Source organism: Roseovarius halophilus (ex Wu et al. 2025), from assembly GCF_047086965.1.
Map to the genome: position 1 here is coordinate 1 of NZ_JBKOTX010000109.1, position 19813 is coordinate 19813.

18 protein-coding genes are annotated in these 19813 nt (G+C 67.2%); 10 read left to right on the forward strand and 8 right to left on the reverse strand.

Features of this window, described 5'->3' with window-relative positions; translation table 11 throughout:
• Positions 1–82: 82 nt before the first annotated feature.
• Positions 83–1093, reverse strand: coding sequence for an asparaginase (locus tag ACH107_RS19645; protein WP_412507247.1), 1011 nt, complete (start codon positions 1091–1093; stop codon positions 83–85).
• Positions 1094–1278: 185 nt separating this feature from the next.
• Between ACH107_RS19645 and ACH107_RS19650 the strand changes: the two genes are divergently transcribed.
• Complete coding sequence (locus ACH107_RS19650) at positions 1279–1809, forward strand: invasion associated locus B family protein (protein ID WP_310691341.1); 531 nt, start codon at positions 1279–1281, stop codon at positions 1807–1809.
• Between the two features lie 81 nt (positions 1810–1890).
• Here ACH107_RS19650 and ACH107_RS19655 read toward each other — a convergent pair whose 3' ends face one another.
• Entirely contained in the window at positions 1891–2925 is a 1035-nt protein-coding gene (locus ACH107_RS19655) for a permease (protein WP_412507248.1), read from the reverse strand.
• On the reverse strand, positions 2918–3229 hold the full coding sequence (locus ACH107_RS19660) for an ArsR/SmtB family transcription factor (protein WP_412507249.1): 312 nt from the start codon (positions 3227–3229) through the stop codon (positions 2918–2920). The genes ACH107_RS19655 and ACH107_RS19660 overlap by 8 nt, the downstream gene beginning before the upstream one ends.
• A 131-nt stretch (positions 3230–3360) precedes the next feature.
• Here ACH107_RS19660 and rlmN point away from each other — a divergent pair, with 131 nt between their 5' ends.
• Positions 3361–4554, forward strand: a complete 1194-nt coding sequence (rlmN, locus tag ACH107_RS19665) for a 23S rRNA (adenine(2503)-C(2))-methyltransferase RlmN (RefSeq protein ID WP_412507261.1) — start codon at positions 3361–3363, stop codon at positions 4552–4554.
• Between the two features lie 20 nt (positions 4555–4574).
• On the opposite strand, the gene ACH107_RS19670 is transcribed toward rlmN, so the two are convergent.
• A complete protein-coding gene (locus tag ACH107_RS19670) occupies positions 4575–5423 on the reverse strand; it encodes an LOG family protein (protein ID WP_310691344.1) in 849 nt (282 codons plus the stop codon).
• A gap of 143 nt (positions 5424–5566) precedes the next feature.
• Here ACH107_RS19670 and dapD point away from each other — a divergent pair, with 143 nt between their 5' ends.
• The 5 genes from dapD to rnr all read left to right on the forward strand — a co-directional run bounded on the left by dapD (position 5567) and on the right by rnr (position 10657).
• Positions 5567–6394, forward strand: a complete 828-nt coding sequence (dapD, locus tag ACH107_RS19675) for a 2,3,4,5-tetrahydropyridine-2,6-dicarboxylate N-succinyltransferase (protein WP_310691345.1) — start codon at positions 5567–5569, stop codon at positions 6392–6394.
• On the forward strand, positions 6394–6681 hold the full coding sequence (locus ACH107_RS19680; protein ID WP_412507250.1) for a hypothetical protein: 288 nt from the start codon (positions 6394–6396) through the stop codon (positions 6679–6681). The genes dapD and ACH107_RS19680 overlap by 1 nt, the downstream gene beginning before the upstream one ends.
• Positions 6674–7015: a hypothetical protein gene (locus ACH107_RS19685; protein WP_412507251.1), complete on the forward strand. Its 342-nt coding sequence runs from the start codon at positions 6674–6676 to the stop codon at positions 7013–7015. Before ACH107_RS19680 ends, ACH107_RS19685 begins: the two co-directional genes overlap by 8 nt.
• An 89-nt stretch (positions 7016–7104) precedes the next feature.
• On the forward strand, positions 7105–8247 hold the full coding sequence (dapE, locus tag ACH107_RS19690) for a succinyl-diaminopimelate desuccinylase (RefSeq protein ID WP_412507252.1): 1143 nt from the start codon (positions 7105–7107) through the stop codon (positions 8245–8247).
• A 145-nt stretch (positions 8248–8392) separates the two neighbouring features.
• Entirely contained in the window at positions 8393–10657 is a 2265-nt protein-coding gene (gene rnr / locus ACH107_RS19695; protein WP_412507253.1) for a ribonuclease R, read from the forward strand.
• On the opposite strand, the gene glyA is transcribed toward rnr, so the two are convergent.
• Entirely contained in the window at positions 10654–11949 is a 1296-nt protein-coding gene (gene glyA / locus ACH107_RS19700) for a serine hydroxymethyltransferase (RefSeq protein ID WP_412507254.1), read from the reverse strand. The two genes, rnr and glyA, sit on opposite strands and share 4 nt — an antisense overlap.
• Positions 11950–12158: 209 nt before the next feature.
• Here glyA and ACH107_RS19705 point away from each other — a divergent pair, with 209 nt between their 5' ends.
• Positions 12159–12920: an NAD kinase gene (locus ACH107_RS19705; RefSeq protein WP_412507255.1), complete on the forward strand. Its 762-nt coding sequence runs from the start codon at positions 12159–12161 to the stop codon at positions 12918–12920.
• A gap of 64 nt (positions 12921–12984) precedes the next feature.
• On the opposite strand, the gene ACH107_RS19710 is transcribed toward ACH107_RS19705, so the two are convergent.
• The 3 genes from ACH107_RS19710 to ACH107_RS19720 form a co-directional block, all read right to left on the reverse strand.
• Positions 12985–13497, reverse strand: coding sequence for a CIA30 family protein (locus ACH107_RS19710; RefSeq protein ID WP_412507256.1), 513 nt, complete (start codon positions 13495–13497; stop codon positions 12985–12987).
• Between the two features lie 49 nt (positions 13498–13546).
• Positions 13547–15439 carry a propionate-CoA ligase PrpE gene (gene prpE, locus ACH107_RS19715; RefSeq protein WP_412507257.1) on the reverse strand — a complete coding sequence of 631 codons (1893 nt, stop codon included), beginning with the start codon at positions 15437–15439 and terminating at the stop codon, positions 13547–13549.
• Between the two features lie 211 nt (positions 15440–15650).
• Entirely contained in the window at positions 15651–17930 is a 2280-nt protein-coding gene (locus tag ACH107_RS19720; protein ID WP_412507258.1) for an NADP-dependent malic enzyme, read from the reverse strand.
• A 198-nt stretch (positions 17931–18128) separates the two neighbouring features.
• On the opposite strand from ACH107_RS19720, the gene ACH107_RS19725 reads away from it, so the two are divergent.
• Complete coding sequence (locus ACH107_RS19725) at positions 18129–18521, forward strand: cytidine deaminase (protein ID WP_412507259.1); 393 nt, start codon at positions 18129–18131, stop codon at positions 18519–18521.
• A gap of 4 nt (positions 18522–18525) precedes the next feature.
• On the forward strand, positions 18526–19813 hold a 1288-nt coding region (locus ACH107_RS19730), incomplete at its 3' end, for a thymidine phosphorylase (protein WP_412507260.1).

Genomic DNA, 19813 nt, shown 5'->3' on the forward strand with positions numbered 1-19813 from the left:
CGTGCCCGCGCTGCTGTTCATGCAGGGAACCGCGGGGGTGGAATTCGCCGCTTCGCAGGCGGCGCGTCGGCCCCCCGCGCGCTCACGCGCGCGGCCGTTCCGAAAGCGCCGGCGCCGGGCGCATCTCCCCCGTAACCTGCCCGGCGAAGTTGGTGATATCCGGGTTCAGGTAGGCACGAACCTCCGGGTTGGTCGCCTCGACGACACTGAGCCGCACCAGAAGGGCCGCCATCGCGCATTCGGCGGCGCGGGTTGCCCCGTCGGAGATTTTCAGCGCAATGCCCATACCCAGCCCGGGCAGGATGGCAATGAAAAAGCCCTCGGCCCCGGTCTTGACCGCGGCCCTGCCCCCGGCGGCGCGCATCAGCCGGGTGCAGGCGCGGCCTTCGCCCGCGACCAGCTCGGGGTGGCGCATCATCGCCGCGCGCAGGGTGACCATGGCCCTCGAGCGTGTGTCCGACCGATCCTGCGCGCTGGCGAAACGGGCCATGGCGCGGGCCATGGCGTGGACAGTCGTGGCGTGGTTGGGGGCCGAACAGCCGTCGATGCCCCAGCACGGGCTCTCGGCCCCGGTCACCTCTTCAAACCCCGCCTTGATCGCGACCTGCAGCGGGTGGTCGATGGCCAGGTAATCCGGCCCCGCGCCAAGATGCCGCGACACGGCGAGGAACCCGCAGTGCTTGCCCGAGCAGTTGTTGTGATAGCGGCAGGGGCTTTGCCCGGCGCGGATCATCTCGACCTCGGCCTCCCGGTCGCGCGGGGCTTGCGGGCCACACAGGAAGGCCCTGTCCTCCAGATCCATGGCCGCCAGCCAGTCGCGCACCCGGTCGGTATGGATATGCGCCGCCGAATGCGAGGCGCAGGCCAGCGCGAGGTGCTCGGTGGTCAGTCCGGCCGCCCGGGCCGCGCCGGTCTCGACCAGCGGCAGGGCCTGGATCATCTTGGCCGAGGATCGCGGATAGGTGACATGGCCCGGATCGCCCCAGGCGTCGACGATCTGGCCCTGCGCGTCGCAGATCACCGCATGGCCCTGGTGGACGCTTTCCAGCAGCCCGCCGCGCCAAATTTCGACCAGCTGTTCCGCTTGTGCCATGTCGCTCCTTCCCTGCGCGTGTTGCGCGCCTTGCATACCGAAAACAGGGGAATTCCCATCCTGGCTTTTTCTTGCTACGGTCAGGGGTATCGAGTTGATTTGACCCGATCCAGCAGAAAAGGTGCGGGCACAAGGCACCGGGGATTGGTCAGACCAGAGGCAAGGACAGCTTGGAGGCTGTAGACATGATTTCACCACTATCGCGCGGCCTGGCCGTGGCAGCGGCCTTTTTCATCAGTTCCGCGGCATTGGCCCAGGAGGAAAGCTCCAACAGGGTGGCGGCGAACACCGACTGGTCGGTCTTTGTCGAGGAGGATCCGGTGCAGTGCTGGGGGGTCTCCGCGCCCAAGGCCGAAGAGTTCTTTCGTGACGGCGACCCGGTGTCGGCGAGCACGGGCGAAGTCCTCTTCTTCGTCTCCTACCAGCCCGCCGACGGTGTCGAAGGGCAGGTCAGCTATAACGGGGGCTATCCCTTTGACGAAGGCTCGACCGTCAGCCTCGAGATCGGCAGCGACAGCTTCGAGTTGTTCACCGAGGGTGAATGGGCCTGGGCGGCTTCGCCAGAGGATGACGCCGCGATCGTCGCGGCGATGAAGCGCGGGGCCGAGGCCGAGGTGTCCGGCGAATCGGGCCGTGGAACGCAGGTGGTGCATACCTTTTCCCTGCTGGGCTTCACGGCAGCGGTGGAAGAGGCGGAAAGCCGCTGCTCTGGCTAGAGAGGCCGCATGGCGTGACACGTTTGGAAGGCGGACGCATGCCGCCCGCCTTTCCTGTTTCATGCCAGGCGCGTCTGGCTGTCAGGCGACCAGCTGGAACAGCACCCCGGACAGGACGGCCCCGCCGAGTCCAAGCGCAAGGTAGAGCGCGAAGACACGCCGCACCACCAGCGCCCAGACCGCGGCCATCGCGGGCACGGAACTGATCGCACCGGCCACCATGAAGGCCATCGCGGCGCCGGCGGTCATGCCCTGCTCGGTCAGGCCCGCCAGCAGCGGCGGGGCGACATAGCTGTTCAGGTAGGCGGGCATGCCCACGAAGGCCGAGATCACGATCGGCAGAAGGCCCTCGCCCCCCACCACACCGGCGACAGCCTCGGCGGGGATATAGGTGATCAGGAGCGACTCGAGCACATAGGCCAGGGCGAGCCACTTGAGCAGGAACATCCCGTTGTCCAGAAGCTCGCCGCGGAAGGTGGCGCGGCGGTCCGCCTCCTGCCAGAATCGCCAGACGGGGCGGGCCTCGGTCTTGGGCGCCGAAGAGCAGCAGGTGCCGCAGCTCTTCTTCTGGCGAGCCACATTTGTCAGATGTCTGGCACGGGTCAGGGCCCGCACGACGAAGCCGCCCATGAGGCCGACACCGATGGCCGCGACGGCCTTGGCGATGGCGAAGGGCCAGCCCAGGGCCGCGGCGGTGATCAGCAGCGTCGGCGGGTCGATCAGCGGCGAGGCCAGCCAGAAGGCCATGATCGCCGAAAGCGGCGCCCCGGCGACGATCAGCGCCGCGATGAAGGGGATGACCTGGCACGAACAGAAGGGTGCCAACCCGCCAAAGACAGCGGCCATGAAAATCGCCTGCACCTCGCGCCCCTCGAAGGCCCGCGAGACCAGCGTTTCCGAGCCCGTTGCCTTGAGCCCCGCGATCAGGATCACGGCAAAGACGATATAGGGTGCGGTCCGCCCAAGGGCCGAGAGCGCGAATTCCAGCGTTGGCCGCAGTTGCTGCGGGTCCAGCACCGCCAGTGTCACCAGCACCAGCGCGGTCACCGCCCAGACGCTTTTCATCCGGTCGGGCGGGCGCGGCCCGCGCCGCTCGATCAGTCCGGTATCAGCCATTGTTGGCAACCTCTCTTGTCTCGTCGGCGCAGCATTCGTTCAGGATGAAATCGGCCAGGGCCTCGAGCCGGTCGAAATCCGCGCGGTTGATCACGCTGCGGCCCTGCTTTTGCTGGGCGACAAGCCCGGCGGCGGTCAGGAATTTCAGGTGATGGGCGAGGGTCGAGGGCGCGATCCCGGTGCGGGTCTGGATTGCGCCGATGGTCAGGCCATCGGGGCCGGCCCGAACCAGACAACGCAACACGTCAAGCCGCGCCTCCGATCCCATGGCGGCGAACCCCTGGCTGGCTTCTTCGTTTTGCATGATTCGACTCCTTTGGAGATAGTTATAAAACTAGGTTTATAGTTATGTCGAGAGGCAGAACGGATTTTCTTTGGAATCGACGCGCCGCTCCTATATCAGGCCCACCTGACCCCAAGGATGCGAGCCCCATGATGTCGGCCCCGGCCCCGATCACGCAGGACGTTCTGACCATCAAGCGGCAACTGCCCGAGGATGGCCCGACCAATATCGTCGGCCTGACACGGCCCGGCTTGCGCGATGCGCTTGTCGCCATGGGCACGCCGGAAAAGCAGGCCAAGATGCGGGTCAACCAGATCTGGCAGTGGGTCTATCACTGGGGCGTGCGCGATTTCGCGCAGATGACGAACCTCGCCAAGGACTTCCGCGCCAGCCTGGCCGAGCATTTCGTGATCGACCTGCCCGAGCTTGTCTCGAAAAACGTCAGCGCCGATGGCACCCGCAAGTACCTTGTTCGCATCGCTGGCGGGCACGAGGTCGAGGTCGTCTACATCCCCGAGGAGGACCGGGGCACGCTGTGCATCTCGTCCCAGGTGGGCTGCACGCTGACCTGTTCTTTCTGCCACACGGGCACACAGAAACTTGTGCGCAACCTCACCGCGGGTGAAATCATCGGCCAGGTCATGATGGCGCGCGACGATCTGGGCGAATGGCCCGAACCGGGGCAGGGCACAGGAGAAAACGGCCCGCGCCTGCTGTCCAACATCGTGCTGATGGGCATGGGCGAGCCGCTTTACAACTTTGAAAACGTCCGCGACGCCATGAAGATCGCCATGGATGGCGAGGGCATCGCCCTGTCGCGCCGCAGGATCACATTGTCGACCAGTGGCATCGTCCCCGAGATCGCCAAGACCGCCCAAGAAATCGGTTGTCAGCTGGCGGTGTCCTTCCACGCGACCACGGACGAGGTGCGCGACAAACTGGTGCCGATCAATCGAAAGTGGAACATCGAGGCCCTGCTCGAGGCGCTCAAGGCCTATCCCAAGGTGTCGAATTCCGAGCGCATCACCTTTGAATACGTGATGCTCAAGGACGTGAACGACAGTGACGAGGATGCCCGGCGGCTGGTCAAGCTGATCGAGGGGATTCCGGCCAAGATCAACCTGATCCCCTTTAACGAATGGCCCGGCGCCCCCTATGAACGCTCGGATAGGGATCGCATCGCGAGTTTTGCCGATATCGTCTACAAGGCGGGCTATGCCAGCCCCATCCGCACCCCCCGCGGCGAGGATATCATGGCGGCCTGCGGTCAGTTGAAATCGGCCACGGAACGTGCGCGCAAGTCGCGCAAGGAAATCGCGGCCGAGGCGGGCCTGGCGCGTGACTGACCCGTAGCCGGGGCACGGGGCTACCTGCCCGGAATCGCGTCACGTTTCTCGCCAGCTCCGTCCCAGGTTTCCAGACAGGCCACCGCGTCTTCGGCCGTCTCGACGTAGCGGAACAAGTCAAGATCCGCGTCCGAGATCGTTCCGGCCTCGGCCAGCGCCTCCCAGTTGATGATCCTTTCCCAGAAATGCCGCCCGAACAGCAGGAAGGGGATCTTCTCCATCCGGCCGGTCTGGATCAGGGTCAGGGTTTCGAACATTTCGTCCATGGTGCCGAATCCGCCTGGAAAGATGCAGATCGCCCGTGCGCGCATCAGGAAGTGCATCTTGCGGATCGCGAAGTAATGGAAGTTGAAGCACAGGTCCGGCGTGACGTATTCGTTCGGGGCCTGTTCGTGCGGCAGCACGATGTTCAACCCGATGCTGACCCCGCCCGCGTCGGCGGCGCCCCGGTTGCCCGCCTCCATCACGCCGGGGCCGCCGCCGGTAACGATGACGTTCTCCAGCCCGCCCTCGGCCACCGATTGTTCCGTCATCAGCCGCGCGAAGGTCCGCGCCGCGTCGTAGTATTGCGACAGGTCGGCAAGCGTCTCTGTCCGGGCGCTGTCCTTGCGTGAGGGTTCGGGAATGCGGGCCCCGCCGAACAGCACGATGGTGGACTTCACCCCGGCCTCGTTCATCTTCAGGTCGGGCTTGAGCAGTTCCAGTTGCAGCCGCACGGGCCGCAACTCGTCACGGCACATGAAATCGTTGTCAGTGAAGGCCAGCCGATAAGCGGACGATCGGGTCTGCGGCGTGTCGGGCACATGCTCAAGCACCTCGCGGTCCTCGCCGGAATAGCGGAACGGGTGGTGGCGGTGGTCGTCGGTCATGGCGCGGCTCCTCGGGCTCGATCCGCTTGGTGATGGCAGGCTTCGCGCACCTTGTCCAATGACAGCCGGTCACGGGGCGATTGCCGAAGCCGCCGGCAAAGGCTATTGCGCGGGAAACCGAAACCCGCATCGGAGAGTGCCCCATGTCCAACGCCCAGCTTGAAACCGCCATCGAAGCCGCCTGGGAAACCCGCGACCAGATCACGCCCAGCACCACCGGCGAAACCCGCGAGGCCATCGAGGATACGCTGAACGCCCTCGACAGCGGCCAGTTGCGCGTGGCCGAGCGGCAGGACAACGGCGACTGGCACGTGAACCAGTGGGCCAAGAAGGCCGTGCTTCTGGGGTTCCGCATCAAGGACATGGCACAGCAGGATGGCGGCCCGCAGGGCGGCGGCTGGTGGGACAAGGTCGACAGCAAGTTCAAGGGCTGGGGCGACGAGCAGTGGCGCGCCGCGGGCTTCCGCGCCGTGCCCAACTGCGTGGTGCGCAAGTCCGCTCATATCGCGCCTGGCGTCGTGCTGATGCCATCCTTCGTCAACCTCGGCGCCTACGTCGACGAGGGAACCATGGTCGACACCTGGGCGACGGTCGGCTCCTGCGCGCAGATCGGCAAGAACGTCCACCTTTCGGGCGGCGTCGGCATCGGGGGCGTGCTCGAACCCATGCAGGCCGGTCCGACCATCATCGAGGACAACTGCTTCATCGGGGCCCGTTCCGAGGTGGTCGAGGGCTGTATCGTGCGCGAGGGCTCGGTCCTGGGCATGGGCGTGTTCATCGGCAAGTCCACCAAGATCGTCGACCGCGAGACGGGCGAGGTCTTCATGGGCGAGGTGCCGCCCTATTCCGTGGTGGTCTCCGGCTCCATGCCGACCAAGAACAACCTCAACCTCTACTGCGCCGTGATCGTCAAACGGGTCGATGCACAAACCCGGTCGAAAACCGGCATCAACGAATTGCTGCGCGATTGATGCTGATCAGCCGGATCCTGGCAAAGCGTCGGATCGCGGCGGGGGTCCGGCCCGGATGGCTGGCGGCCTGGGGGCCGGTGGCGCTGGACGCGGCCTGCCTCGTCGCGGTCTTCGCGCTGGCCTTTGGACCGTTCCGGGGCCTGGTTGCGGCGCTCGAGATGCCGCGCGGGGCGGTGATCGCGGCGCTGGTGGCGCTGGGGTTCATCCCCGTGCAGGGGGTGCTGATCATCTCGTCGCTCTGGGCGGCGCGGTCGCGCTGGCAGGACAAGGAGGCCGAAGATGGCTGAGAAGACACCCCGCAAGCAACAGGTCTATACCCTGCTGGTCGAGGTCGGGCGGTGTGCCGGTGACGGCTTGCCCGAGGGCAGCACCGGCGCGGCCCTGATGTGCTATGCCAGCGGCGTGGACGAGGCCGAGGCGGTGCGCGAAACCGTGGCAATCCTAAAGCAGGCCGACATGGCCCCGCTTGATGTCAGTGGCTATGGCACAAGGGCCGAGCGCGAGGCCGAGGGGCATGAGATCGAGGCCGACGAGGCCGAGCTGATGCAGCGCGCGCTGGACGAGAACAGCGTCGTCGTGGCCCAGATCACGCCGTTCTTCGGCGAGGATGAGCCGAGCTAGCGCGGGCGGATGATCCTGCAAACCTTGACACGGGACGACGGTGGCGATCTATCCCTCGTGCTGCTGTGGGGCCATCGGGAGGGCACGCCATGACCATTGATCCGGTGAAACTGACCGCGGATCTGATCCGCTGTCCCAGCGTCACGCCCGAGGACGGCGGGGCGCTGGTGCTGCTTGACGAGCTCTTGTCGCAGGCGGGGTTCGAGACCGTCCGTGTCGACCGGAACGGTGTGCCGAACCTCTTTGCCCGCTGGGGGCCGAAACGCGCGGCCCGGAGCTTTGGGTTCAACGGACATACCGATGTCGTTCCCGTGGGTGACCCTGCGGACTGGAGCGTCGACCCCTTTGGCGCCGCGCAGCGCAAGGGCGTGCTCTACGGGCGCGGGGCGACGGACATGAAATCGGCAGTGGCCGCCTTTGCCGCCGCCGCGGTGGACTTGGTGACGGCCGCGCCGCCCGATGGCGCCGTGATCCTGGCCATCACGGGGGACGAGGAAGGCCCCGGCCGGGACGGGACCAGGGCGCTTCTGGACTGGATGGAGGGCAAGGGCGAGCGCATGGATGTCTGCCTCGTGGGCGAGCCGACCTGCCTGGAGACGCTGGGCGACACGATCAAGATCGGGCGCCGCGGCTCCATGAGCGCCTGGGTGACGGTGACCGGCAAGCAGGGGCACGCCGCCTATCCGCACCGCGCCCGGAACCCGCTGCCGGCCATGGTGCGCTTGATGGACAGGCTGGCCGGGCAGGAGCTTGACAAGGGGACGGATCATTTCGACCCATCGACCCTGGCGGTGGTCTCGGTCGAGACGGGCAACGGCGCGACGAATGTCATCCCGGGCACCTGCCGCGGGATCGTGAACATCCGCTTCAACGACCGGCACAGTGGCGCGACCCTGAGTGACTGGCTGCGTGCCGAGGCGGCGCAGGTGGCCGAGGCTTTCGGGGTGGGCATCGACCTGGAGATCAAGATCTCGGGCGAGAGTTTCCTGACCCCACCGGGGGTGCTTTCGACACTTGTCAGCCGCGCTGTCGAGGCCGAGACAGGCCAGGGGCCGGCACAGTCGACCACCGGGGGCACTTCGGACGCCCGGTTTGTCAAGGACCATTGCCCGGTGGTGGAATTCGGCCTGGTGGGCAAGACCATGCACCAGGTGGACGAATGCGTGCCCGTGGACGAGATCGTGAGGTTGAAGGAGATCTATGGCCGGATCCTGCGCGACTATTTCGGCTGAACCGCGGCCAAGCGGAGTGGCTGCGCCACGCGGGTCTGTTTTGTGAATGAGGGGGCTCTGCCCCCTCAAACGCCCCCGGGATATTTCCGGCCAGAAGAAGACAATAGGCCTGCCGTGGCCCGCGGTGACGTGCTAGGCGTGAGCCATGGCACGTATTCCCTCAAAGTCCGAAATCCGCGACTGGATTTCCCAGAACCCCACCCAGAGTTCAAAGCGCGATATCGCGAATGCCTTCGGCATCAAGGGTGCCGACAGGATCGACCTCAAGCGGCTCCTCAAGGAGCTGGAGGACGAGGGCGTGCTGCGCAAGAGCCGTAAGAGCTATCGCGACCCCGAGAAGCTGCCGCCGGTCAGTGTCCTGCAGGTTCTGGCGCCGGATACGGATGGCGACCTTCTGGCGCGGCCCATGGAATGGGGTGGCGACGGACCCGAGCCGCGCATTCTTCTGGTGCCACGCGCCAGTGATCCGGCGCTGGGCGAGGGCGACCGGGTTCTAGCGCGACTGACCGAGGAACGCGGCGCGGACCATGCCTATTCGGCGCGGCTGATCCGGCGGATCGGAACCAATCCCCTGCGCATCCTTGGCGTCTACAAGGCCCGCAGCGAGGGGGGGCGGATACAGCCCGTTGAAAAGGGCAGCGACAAGGAGTGGCTGGTGCCCGAGGGCCTGTCGGGCGGGGCCCGGGATGGCGAGTTGGTCGAGGCGGAACAGGCCGGGCCGAAGACCCGCATGGGCCTGCCCAAGGCGCGGGTGATCTCGCGGCTGGGGGACCCGAGCGCGCCGCGCGCGGTCAGCCTGATCGCGATTCATCACCACGGCATCCCGGACCGTTTTCCCGACGACGTCATCGCCGAGGCGGACAGGATGACACCCGCCGGGCGGCAGGGCCGCGAGGACCTGCGCGCGTTGCCGCTGATCACGATCGACCCGAGCGATGCGCGTGATCATGACGATGCCTGCTGCGCGATCCCCGACGAGGACCCGGGCAACGCGGGTGGTCATCTGCTGTGGGTCGCCATCGCGGACGTGGCGCATTACGTGCGGCCCGGGTCGGCGCTGGACCGCGAGGCGCGCAAGCGTGGCAATTCCACCTATTTCCCCGATCGCGTGGTGCCGATGCTGCCCGATCGGCTGTCGGGCGATCTGTGTTCGCTGCACGAGGGGGTGCCACGGGCCTGCATCGCGGTGGAGATGAAGCTCGATGCCGAGGGCAGGAAGCTCTCGCATCGCTTCGTGCGCGGGCTGATGAAATCGCCGGCCTCGCTGAGCTATGTCCAGGTGCAGGCCGGGATGGACGGTGAGCCCGACGAGAAGGTCGTCCCCCTGTTGGAAGAGGTGATCCGGCCGCTTTTTGCCTGTTACGACAGCCTGGTGAAGGCGCGGGCGGAGCGTCAGCCGCTGGAGCTGGATCTGCCGGAACGTCAGATCGTTCTGGACGAGGCCGGCAAGGTCACTGAGGTGGCCTTCAAGGACCGGCTGGATGCCCACCGCATGATCGAGGAATTCATGGTGCTGGCCAATGTGGCCGCCGCGGAGACGCTGATCGCCAAGCGCCAACCCCTGTTGTTCCGGGTGCATGAAGAGCCCAGCCCGGAAAAGCTGGACACCCTGCGCGAGGTCGCCGGGGCCAGCGGGCTGACGCTGGCCAAGGGGCAGGTTCTCAAGACCGCGCATCTCAACCGCCTTCTGGAACAGGCCGCCGAGACCGAGACCAACGAGTTGATCAACATGGCGACGCTGCGGTCCATGACGCAGGCCTATTACAACCCCGAGAATTTCGGCCATTTCGGGCTGGCCCTGAAGGCCTATGCGCATTTCACCTCGCCGATCCGGCGCTATTCGGACCTGATCGTGCATCGGGCGCTCGTCTCGGCCCATGGTTGGGGTGAGGATGGTCTGAGCCCTGGAGACATCGAGGAGCTGGACAGCACCGCCGAACATATCAGCAATACCGAGCGCCGCTCGATGATGGCCGAGCGGGACACAACCGATCGCTACCTGGCCGCCTATCTGAATGATCGCGTCGGGTCGGAATTCACGGGCCGGATCAGCGGTATTGCGCGGTTCGGGGTTTTCGTGAAACTGGACGAAACCGGGGCCGACGCAATGATCCCGATGCGCAATCTTGGCGCCGAGTATTTCCACCATGACGCGGACAGCCAGACCCTGATGGGGGCCGATACCGGCCAGGTCATCGGTATGGGGCAACGGGCCGTGGTCAAGCTCAACGAGGCGGCGCCGGACACCGGTGGATTGATCGTCGAGCTTGTCTCGCTGGAGGGCAAGACAGTGCGGCATGGCCCGAAATCCGCAAGGGGCCAGCCGCCGCGCCGCAAGAAGGCGCAGGCGCGCAGAAAGTCCGACAAGACAGCGCGAAAGGTCAAGCGCACACGGCAGACGCGGGTCTAGAGATCCGGGTAGAGCGGGAAGGTTTTGCAGATTGTTTCGACCTCCGCCCGGATGCGGGCCTCGGTTTCGGCGTTGCCGTCCTCGCCCTGGGCGGCGAGGCCATCTGTGACCCGGACGATCCAGTCGGCGATCTGGCGGAACTCGGGTTCGGCAAAGCCGCGGGTGGTGCCGGCGGGCGTGCCCAGCCGGATGCCGCTGGTCACGGCGGGCTTTTCGGGATCAAACGGGATGCCGTTCTTGTTGCAGGTGATCTGCGCGCGTTCCAGCGCGGCCTCGGTGGCGTTGCCCTTTACGCCCTTGGGGCGCAGGTCGACCAGCATGACATGGCTGTCGGTGCCGCCGGTGACGATGTCGAGCCCGCCCTTGACCAGCTGGTCGGCCAGGGCCTGGGCGTTGCGGATCACCTGCTCCTGATAGCTGCGGAAGCCCGGGCGCAGCGCCTCGCCGAAGGCCACGGCCTTGGCGGCGATGACATGCATCAGCGGCCCGCCCTGCAGGCCGGGGAAGATGGCGCTGTTGACCTTTTTCGCGATATCCGCGTCATTGGTCAGGATCAGCCCGCCGCGGGGGCCGCGCAGGGTCTTGTGGGTGGTGGTGGTGACCACATGGGCATGAGGGAAGGGGTCGGGATAGACGCCGGCCGCGATCAGCCCGGCGAAATGGGCGACATCGGCCAGCACCCAGGCGCCGACGCTGTTGGCGATCTCGCGGATGCGGGCGAAGTCGATCTGGCGCGGGATGGCCGAGCCGCCGGCGATGATCATCTTCGGCTTGTGTTCGGCGGCCAGGGCGGCGATCTGGTCGTAGTCGATCCGGCTGTCGCTTTCGCGCACGCCGTATTGCACGGCGTTGAACCACTTGCCCGACTGGTTCGGTTTGGCCCCGTGGGTGAGGTGGCCGCCGGCATCGAGGCTCATGCCGAGGATGGTGTCGCCCGGGCTCAGCAGGGCCTGGAAGACGCCCTGGTTGGCCTGGCTGCCCGAGTTGGGCTGGACGTTGGCGAAGTCGCAGCCGAAGAGCTGGCAGGCGCGCTCGATGGCCAGGGTCTCGGCGATGTCGACGAACTGGCAGCCGCCGTAGTAGCGTCGGCCCGGGTAGCCCTCGGCATACTTGTTGGTCATGACCGACCCCTGCGCCTCGAGCACCGCCGCCGAGACGATGTTCTCGCTGGCGATCAGCTCGATCTCGTGACGCTGCCGCCCGAGCTCCTTGTCGATCGCCCCCCAGACCTCGGGGTCCCGCGACGAAAGCGGCTCGGTGAAGAAGGGGTCGGGGCTGGTCGAATGGGTCATGGTGGTCCTCCTTGGCGGGCGCCGGTCCGTTTCCGGCCAATATCTGCTTGTGGGCTTGATATGGGGCAAATCCGCGACGGGAAAGGCCCAAAGCGACGCAGGCCGGACCGTTGGCGTCCGATCGCGGTATCCGTGCGCGGGATTGCCGGGGGGATTGCCTTTCCCGCCGGCGCATCGGACAAGGGAGGCGACAGACAAGGGACGGACCCATGGCCCCCAAGCTCGCCTTCGTTGCCAGCGATGCGCCCATCGCCCGACAGGCCGCCACGGCGCTGGCCCAGCGCTACGGCGCGGTAGAGGAGTCCGACGCCGATGTCATCGTGGCCCTGGGCGGCGATGGCTTCATGTTGCACACGCTGCACCGGACCCAGCATCTGGATGCGCCGGTCTACGGCATGAACCGGGGCACCGTGGGCTTTCTGATGAACGAATACGCCGAGACCGGCCTGCCCGCGCGCCTGGCGGCGGCCGAGGAAGAGGTGATCAACCCGCTGCGGATGCAGGCGACCTGCGCGGATGGCACGACCCATGACGCCCTGGCGATCAACGAGGTCTCCTTGCTGCGCGCGGGGCCGCAGGCGGCGAAGCTGCGCATCCACGTCGATGGCAAGCTGCGCATGGCCGAACTGGTCTGCGACGGCGCGCTGGTGGCCACGCCGGCCGGGTCCACCGCCTACAACTACTCGGCCCACGGGCCGATCCTGCCCATCGGGTCGGATGTCCTGGCCCTGACGGCGGTCGCGGCCTTCCGGCCCCGGCGCTGGCGCGGCGCGCTGCTGCCCAAGGAAGGGCGGGTCACATTCGAGGTGGTCGATCCGGAGCGGCGCCCGGTCATGGCCGATGCCGATGGCAAATCCGTGCCCGACGTGGCCGAGGTGCGCATTCAGTCGGCCGAGGACGTGCAGCACCGGTTGCTGTTCGATCCGGGCCACGGGCTGGAGGAACGGCTGATCCGCGAACAGTTCGCCTGAGGCCGCCGGCCGCCGCTCCTTGCCGGGCGGGCCCGGCAAGGACGCCCCGCCCGCCGTCCCGGTTTCAGTCGGCGCGGATATGCGACACCCGCAGGTCGGCTTGATGGTCGCGGCCATAGGCCACAAGCGCGACCGACCGGACATCGGCCGCCTCCAGCGGCGGCAGGCCCCCGCCCGAGGCGGTGAACCGGCTCAGAGGTACGGTGACATCGGCCCAGTCGCGCGGCGCGGTAAAACTGGCCTGATAGAACTGCCAGGGCAGGCGCGTTGCCGTACTGCGCAGGTGGATGTAGTAGGTCTGGCCGTCGCCGCGCGCGCCCAGGGTCAGCGTGGTCGTATCCGCCGGCAGGCCGTCCAGCGGATGCCGCGCCTGGATGAAGCCGCCATTGTTGGCGGTGCTCACGGTGCCGCTCAGGTGCAGATGCGGCGGGGGCCCGCCGATCACGGCCTGCCCCTCGGACCGGCCGCCCATGACGCGGTCGGTGAAGAAGGACCAGCGCGCGGTGGGGTCCTCGGTGAAATCCTCGATCAGCATGTCGGCCCGTCCCGGGGGTCCGGCGAGCACAGCGAGCAGCAAGACGACGACCCCCTTCATGACACCAAAGATAGCGTGTTGCCCGGCGCCGTCACCCCCTGGGATACCCGATTGTTGCCAGGGCCTCGGAAATCTCGTCGAGGATGGCCGGGTCGTCGATGGTGGCGGGCATCTTGTATGGCTTGCCATCGGCGATCGAGACCATGGTGCCGCGCAGGATCTTGCCCGACCGTGTCTTGGGCAGGCGGTCCACCACCACGGCCAGCTTGAAGGCCGCCACGGGGCCGATGCGCTCGCGCACCAGGGTGACGCATTCCTTGACGATCTCCGCGTGCGGGCGCTCCACCCCCTTGGACAGGCACAGGAACCCCAGTGGCAACTGGCCCTTCAAGTCGTCGCTGACCCCGATCACTGCGCATTCGGCCACGTCCGGGTGGCTGGCCAGCACTTCCTCCATGCCGCCGGTGGACAGCCGGTGGCCGGCCACGTTGATGACATCGTCGGTGCGCGCCATGATCCAGACATAGCCGTCCTCGTCGATCATGCCCGCGTCGCCGGTCTCGTAGTAGCCCGGGAAGGTGGCGAGGTAGGATTGTCGGAACCTGTCCGCGGCGTTCCACAGCGTCGGCAGGGTGCCCGGCGGCAGTGGCAGCTTGACCGCGATGGCGCCCAGCTCGCCAGCGGGCAGCGGGGTGCCGTCCTCGCCCAGGATCTGGATGTCGTAGCCTGGCATGGGAACGGTGGGACTGCCCAGCTTGACCGGCAGCGGCTCGATGCCCACCGGGTTGCCCGCGATGGTGTAGCCCGTTTCGGTCTGCCACCAGTGGTCGTAGACCGGCTTGCCGGTCATCTTCCGGGTCCATTCGATGGTGTCGGGGTCGGCGCGTTCGCCGGCCAGGTAGATCGCGCGCAGGCCGGACAGGTCGTATTTCTCGACGCATTCACCTTTCGGGTCCTCGCGCTTGACCGCGCGGAACGCCGTGGGCGCGGTGAAGAAGCTGCGGACGTTGTGTTCCTGGATCACACGCCAGAAGGTGCCCGCGTCTGGCGTGCCCACGGGCTTGCCCTCGAAGACGACGGTGGTGTTGCCGTGGATCAGCGGCGCGTAGCAGATGTAGGAATGGCCCACGACCCAACCGACATCCGAGGCGGCCCAGAAGACCTCGCCGGGGTCGACGTTGTAGATGTTCTTCATGGTCCAGTTGAGGGCCACCAGGTGCCCCGCGGTGTGGCGCACCACGCCCTTGGGCGCCCCCGTGGTGCCGGAGGTGTAGAGGATATAGGCCGGGTGATTGCCCTCGACGGGCACGCAACCGGCCGGTTCCACACCATACTGGAAGCCGTGCCAGTTGACGTCGCGGCCCTCTTCGAGGTGCGCGACTTCCTGTTCGCGCTGGAAGATGACGCAGAAATCGGGCTTGTGCCCGGCCTGGTCTATGGCCCCGTCCAGCAGCGGCTTGTAGTGCACGACGCGGCCCGGCTCGATCCCGCAGGAGGCGGCGATGATCGCCTTGGGCTGCGCGTCGTCGATGCGCACGGCCAGTTCGTGCGCGGCAAAGCCGCCGAAGACCACCGAGTGGATCGCGCCCAGCCGCGCGCAGGCCAGCATGGCCTCGAGCGCCTCGGGGATCATCGGCATGTAGATGATGACGCGGTCGCCCTTTTCCACGCCCTTGGCGCGCAGGGCCCCGGCCAGGTTGGCCACGCGGTTGCGCAGCTCGACATAGGAGATCTCGCGCTTGGTGTGGGTGACCGGGCTGTCATGAATGATGGCGGTCTGATCGCCGCGGCCCTGTTCCACGTGGCGGTCGACGGCGTTCCAGCAGGTGTTTACCTTGGCGTCGGCGAACCATTCATAGATGTGGTCGCCCCGGTCGAAAAGCGCCTGTTTCGGGGCCTCGTCCCAGTCGATGGCCTGGGCGGCCTCCATCCAGAACCCCTCCGGATCGGCCTTCCAGCCCTCGTAGACCTCGCGGTATCCCATGGTGTGCTTCCTCCTCATGCGTTGCAAAGGGATAGGGCAGGGGGTGGCCCTGCGGCAAGCCTGTTGGCGCCAGCACGTGGCAATCGGACGCAAAATATTTGCAGAACCGAGGCCTATGCTACGGCCATTTTTGCAAAGTCGCTGATTTCCGCCCGCCTGGGGTAAATCCCCATGCGGGCCTGCAAATCTGCAAATCTCCGGTGCGGGGGAATCACCCGTAGTGCTGCACCGGTGTGCCGGCAATCGCGGCCATGTTCAGCAATCCGCGCGCCGTGATCCCCGGCGTGACCACATGCGCGCGGTTGCCCATGCCCATCAGGATCGGCCCGACCTCCAGCCCGCCGCCCTTGGACTTGAGGATGTTGCGCACCCCCGAGGCGGCATCGGCATGGCCGAAGATCAGCACGTTGGCCGCCCCGTCCAGCCGCCCGCCGGGCAAAAGGCGCGCGCGCAATTCCGGGTCCAGCGCGGCGTCGACATTCATCTCGCCCTCGTACTGGAAATCGGTCTCCATCGCGTCGAGCAGGGCCAGGGCCTCGCGCAGGCGCTTGCCCGAGCCTTCGGCCTGGTTGCCGAACTGCGATTGTGAGCAGAAGGCGATCTTGGGCTCCACCCCGAAGCGCCGGGCATGGCGGGCGGCCCCCAGGGCGACCTCGGCCAGGTTCTCGGGGCTGGGCAGGGACCAGACATGCGTGTCGGCCAGAAACAGCGGGCCGTCCTCCAGGATCATCATGGAAAGCGCCCCGTGCGGGCGATAGCTGCCGTGGCCCAGAACCTGGGTGATATAGTTGAGATGCCAGCGGTATTCGCCGAATGTGCCACAGATCAGGCTGTCGGCCTCGCCGCGCTGCACCATGACCGCGCCGATGGCGGTGTTGTTGGTGCGCATGATGGCGCGGGCCAGGTCGGGGGTGACGCCGCGCCGCGCCATGATCTGGTGATAGGTGCCCCAGTAATCGCGGTAGCGGGGGTCGTTCTCGGGGTTCACGATCTCGAAGTCGCGGCCCGGGCGCACCACCAGCCCGGCGCGTTCGCAGCGCGCCTCGATGACCTCGGGGCGGCCGATCAGGATGGGCTTCTCCGGGGTCTCTTCCAGGATGGCCTGCGCGGCGCGCAGCACGCGTTCGTCCTCGCCCTCGGCAAAGACGATGCGGCGGGCGGCCTGGCCCGCGGCCTCGAAGACCGGCCGCATCAGCAGCGCCGATTTGAAGACGCTTTCGTTGAGCTTCTGCTTGTAGGCCTCGATATCGGCGATGGGCCGGGTGGCCACGCCAGTTTCCTGTGCTGCCCGGGCCACGGCGCTGGAGACCACCGCCGACAGCCGCGGATCAAAGGGCTTGGGGATCAGGTAATCGGCCCCGAAGGTCAGGTGTTCGCCCTGGTAGATGCGCGCGGCCTCGGCGCTGGTGGTCTGGCGCGCCAGGTCCGCGATGCCCTCGATGCAGGCGATCTGCATGGCGTCGTTGATCTCGGTCGCGCCGGCGTCCAGCGCCCCGCGAAAGATGAAGGGAAAGCACAGGACATTGTTGACCTGGTTGGGAAAATCGCTGCGGCCCGTGGCGATGATGGCATCCGGGGCCACCTCGCGCGCGGCCTTGGGCAGAATCTCGGGCGTGGGATTGGCCAGGGCGAAGATGATCGGGCGCTCGGCCATCCGGCGCACCATGTCCGCGCTCAGCACGCCCGGCCCGGACAGGCCCAGGAACAGGTCGGCCCCGTCTATGACCTCGTCCAGCGTCGCCGGGGCGGTGCCCTGGGCATAGGCGGCCTTTTGCGGGGTCATGTCCGTCTCTCGGCCCTCGTGGACCAGACCCTCGATGTCGCACAGCCAGACGTTCTCGCGCCGCACTCCTAGTTTGAGCAGCATGTTCAGGCAGGCGATGCCCGCGGCCCCGCCGCCGGTGCTGACGACCTTGATGTCCTCGAAGGACTTGCCGGCAACACGCAGCGCGTTGGTGGCCGCCGCGCCGACGACGATGGCCGTGCCGTGCTGGTCGTCGTGAAAGACGGGGATGTTCATCCGTGCGCGGCAGATCTGTTCGACGATGAAACAGTCGGGCGCCTTGATATCCTCAAGGTTGATCGCCCCGAAGGTCGGTTCCATCGCGCAGACGATCTCGGCCATTTTCTCTGGGTCCGGTTCGTTCAGTTCGATGTCGAAACAGTCGATCCCGGCGAACTTCTTGAACAGGACGGCCTTGCCCTCCATCACCGGCTTGGCGGCCAGCGCCCCGATGTTGCCCAGCCCCAACACCGCCGAGCCGTTCGAGACCACCGCCACCAGGTTGCCCCGCGCGGTGTAGTCGAGCGCGGTTGCCGGGTCGGCCTTGATCTCGAGGCTGGCCTCGGCCACGCCGGGCGAATAGGCGCGGGCCAGGTCGCGGCCATTGGCCAGCGGCTTGGTGGCGCGGATCTCCAGTTTGCCGGGCTTGGGGTCCCGGTGATAGGCGAGCGCGGCGTCGCGCAGCGAGGTCTCGGTCTTGTCGGCCATGGCGTGCCCCGTGTCATGTTCTGGTCGGTTCTGTTTTTGTTTAATGTTAAACAGCAGTCCCGGCGGCGCGGGGTCCCTGCACCGGTCCATCAAGCATCAACAGGCCCCGTCTTGCAAATCCGAATGCGCGGCCGGGCACACGCCAAGGCTTGCATCCCTTCGGCCGCCATCCCAATCTGGGGTCCGGAGGGATGCCCAATGCCACTTGTCGATGACGCCCGCGCCGTGCGTGAAAACGCTTATGTGCCCTATTCCAACTTCAAGGTCGGGGCCGCGATCCGCGCGGCCAGCGGCGCGGTCTATCGCGGCGTGAACGTGGAAAACGTGGCCTATCCCGAAGGCACCTGCGCTGAGGCCGGGGCCATCGCTGCCATGGTCGCCGCCGGCGAGACCGCGATCGCCGAGGTCGCGGTGATCGCCGACAGCCCGGTGCCGGTTTCGCCCTGCGGCGGCTGCCGCCAGAAACTGGCCGAATTCGGGGCCGGTGACGTGCCTGTCACGCTGGCCACGACGCAGGGCGCGACGGTTGAAACCACCATCGCCGGAATGCTGCCCGGCAAGTTCGACAGCCACCAGATGAGCCGGAGCTGAGCGTTTGGACGCCCGTGCCATCATCCTGAAGCTGCGCAAGGGGCAAAGCCCGGACCGCGAGGAACTGACCTGGTTCGCCAAGGGGTTGGCGACAGGCGCCGTCTCCGATGCCCAGGCCGGGGCTTTTGCCATGGCCGCCTGCCTCAACGGCCTGGGCGAGGCGGGGCGCGTGGCGCTGACACTGGGCATGCGCGACAGCGGCGACGTGCTGGGCTGGGATCTGCCCGGCCCGCTGATGGACAAGCATTCCACGGGCGGCGTGGGCGATTGCGTCTCGCTGATCCTGGCGCCCGCGCTGGCGGCCTGCGGCGTCTTCGTGCCCATGGTCTCGGGCCGGGGGCTGGGGCACACCGGCGGCACGCTGGACAAGATCGAGGCGATCCCGGGCCTGTCCACAACCGTGGACGCGGCGCGCTTTCGCGCCATCACGGCGGATATCGGCTGTGCCATCGTCAGCGCCACGGGCAACATCGCCCCTGCCGACCGCCGCCTTTATGCCATCCGCGATGTCACCGCGACGGTGGAGAGCGTGGACCTCATCACCGCCTCGATCCTGTCCAAGAAGCTGGCCGCCGGGCTGGACGGACTGGTGCTCGACGTCAAATGCGGCGCGGGCGCCTTCATGAAAAGCGCGCAAGAGGCCCGCGCGCTGGCCCATGCGCTGTGCGATACCGCCAACGCGGCCGGGACATCCACCGCGGCCTTCCTCACCGACATGGCGCAACCGCTGGCCCCGGCGCTGGGCAATGCGGTCGAGGTGGCCCTCTGCATGGAGGTTCTGTCGGGCAACCGCGCCGCCGCCCCGCGCCTGCATGACCTGACCGTGGCGCTTTGTGCGCGGGTTCTGGCACTGACGGGCGAGGCCGAGGACGCCGCACAGACCCGTGTCGCGGATGCGATTTCCAGCGGCCACGCGATGGAGCTTTTCGCGGCCATGACCCACAGCCTCGGCGGCCCGCCGGACATGGACTCCGACTGGCGCACGCATCTGCCCCGCGCCCCCGTGGTGGGCGAGGTCACCGCGCCGCGTGCCGGACAGGTGGCCGCCATCGACGGCGAGGCGCTGGGATTTGCCGTGGTGGCCCTTGGCGGTGGGCGGCAGGTCGAGACCGACCGGGTGGACCCGGCGGTGGGCCTGACCAAGGTCGTCCCATTGGGCGCCACCGTGGAGCCGGGCGACCCGCTGGCGGTGATCCATGCCGCCTGGATTTCCGTTTCGCCGGGCCAGTTTTCTACGTCCGTGGTGGTGGTCAGCTGGCCGCCCGGCTCGATCCCCTGGACCAGGATCGGCT

What these genes read in the sequence shown, in the direction of transcription:
- ACH107_RS19705 (WP_412507255.1), top strand. Translation starts at nt 12,159, where the DNA reads ATGGCCCCCAAGCTCGCCTTCGTTGCCAGCGATGCGCCCATCGCCCGA.
- prpE (WP_412507257.1), bottom strand. Translation starts at nt 15,439, where the DNA reads ATGGGATACCGCGAGGTCTACGAGGGCTGGAAGGCCGATCCGGAGGGG.
- ACH107_RS19670 (WP_310691344.1), bottom strand. Translation starts at nt 5,423, where the DNA reads ATGACCGACGACCACCGCCACCACCCGTTCCGCTATTCCGGCGAGGAC.
- ACH107_RS19720 (WP_412507258.1), bottom strand. Translation starts at nt 17,930, where the DNA reads ATGGCCGACAAGACCGAGACCTCGCTGCGCGACGCCGCGCTCGCCTAT.
- ACH107_RS19650 (WP_310691341.1), top strand. Translation starts at nt 1,279, where the DNA reads ATGATTTCACCACTATCGCGCGGCCTGGCCGTGGCAGCGGCCTTTTTC.
- ACH107_RS19680 (WP_412507250.1), top strand. Translation starts at nt 6,394, where the DNA reads ATGCTGATCAGCCGGATCCTGGCAAAGCGTCGGATCGCGGCGGGGGTC.
- ACH107_RS19685 (WP_412507251.1), top strand. Translation starts at nt 6,674, where the DNA reads ATGGCTGAGAAGACACCCCGCAAGCAACAGGTCTATACCCTGCTGGTC.
- rlmN (WP_412507261.1), top strand. Translation starts at nt 3,361, where the DNA reads ATGTCGGCCCCGGCCCCGATCACGCAGGACGTTCTGACCATCAAGCGG.
- ACH107_RS19655 (WP_412507248.1), bottom strand. Translation starts at nt 2,925, where the DNA reads ATGGCTGATACCGGACTGATCGAGCGGCGCGGGCCGCGCCCGCCCGAC.
- dapD (WP_310691345.1), top strand. Translation starts at nt 5,567, where the DNA reads ATGTCCAACGCCCAGCTTGAAACCGCCATCGAAGCCGCCTGGGAAACC.
- glyA (WP_412507254.1), bottom strand. Translation starts at nt 11,949, where the DNA reads ATGACCCATTCGACCAGCCCCGACCCCTTCTTCACCGAGCCGCTTTCG.
- rnr (WP_412507253.1), top strand. Translation starts at nt 8,393, where the DNA reads ATGGCACGTATTCCCTCAAAGTCCGAAATCCGCGACTGGATTTCCCAG.
- ACH107_RS19645 (WP_412507247.1), bottom strand. Translation starts at nt 1,093, where the DNA reads ATGGCACAAGCGGAACAGCTGGTCGAAATTTGGCGCGGCGGGCTGCTG.
- dapE (WP_412507252.1), top strand. Translation starts at nt 7,105, where the DNA reads ATGACCATTGATCCGGTGAAACTGACCGCGGATCTGATCCGCTGTCCC.
- ACH107_RS19660 (WP_412507249.1), bottom strand. Translation starts at nt 3,229, where the DNA reads ATGCAAAACGAAGAAGCCAGCCAGGGGTTCGCCGCCATGGGATCGGAG.
- ACH107_RS19725 (WP_412507259.1), top strand. Translation starts at nt 18,129, where the DNA reads ATGCCACTTGTCGATGACGCCCGCGCCGTGCGTGAAAACGCTTATGTG.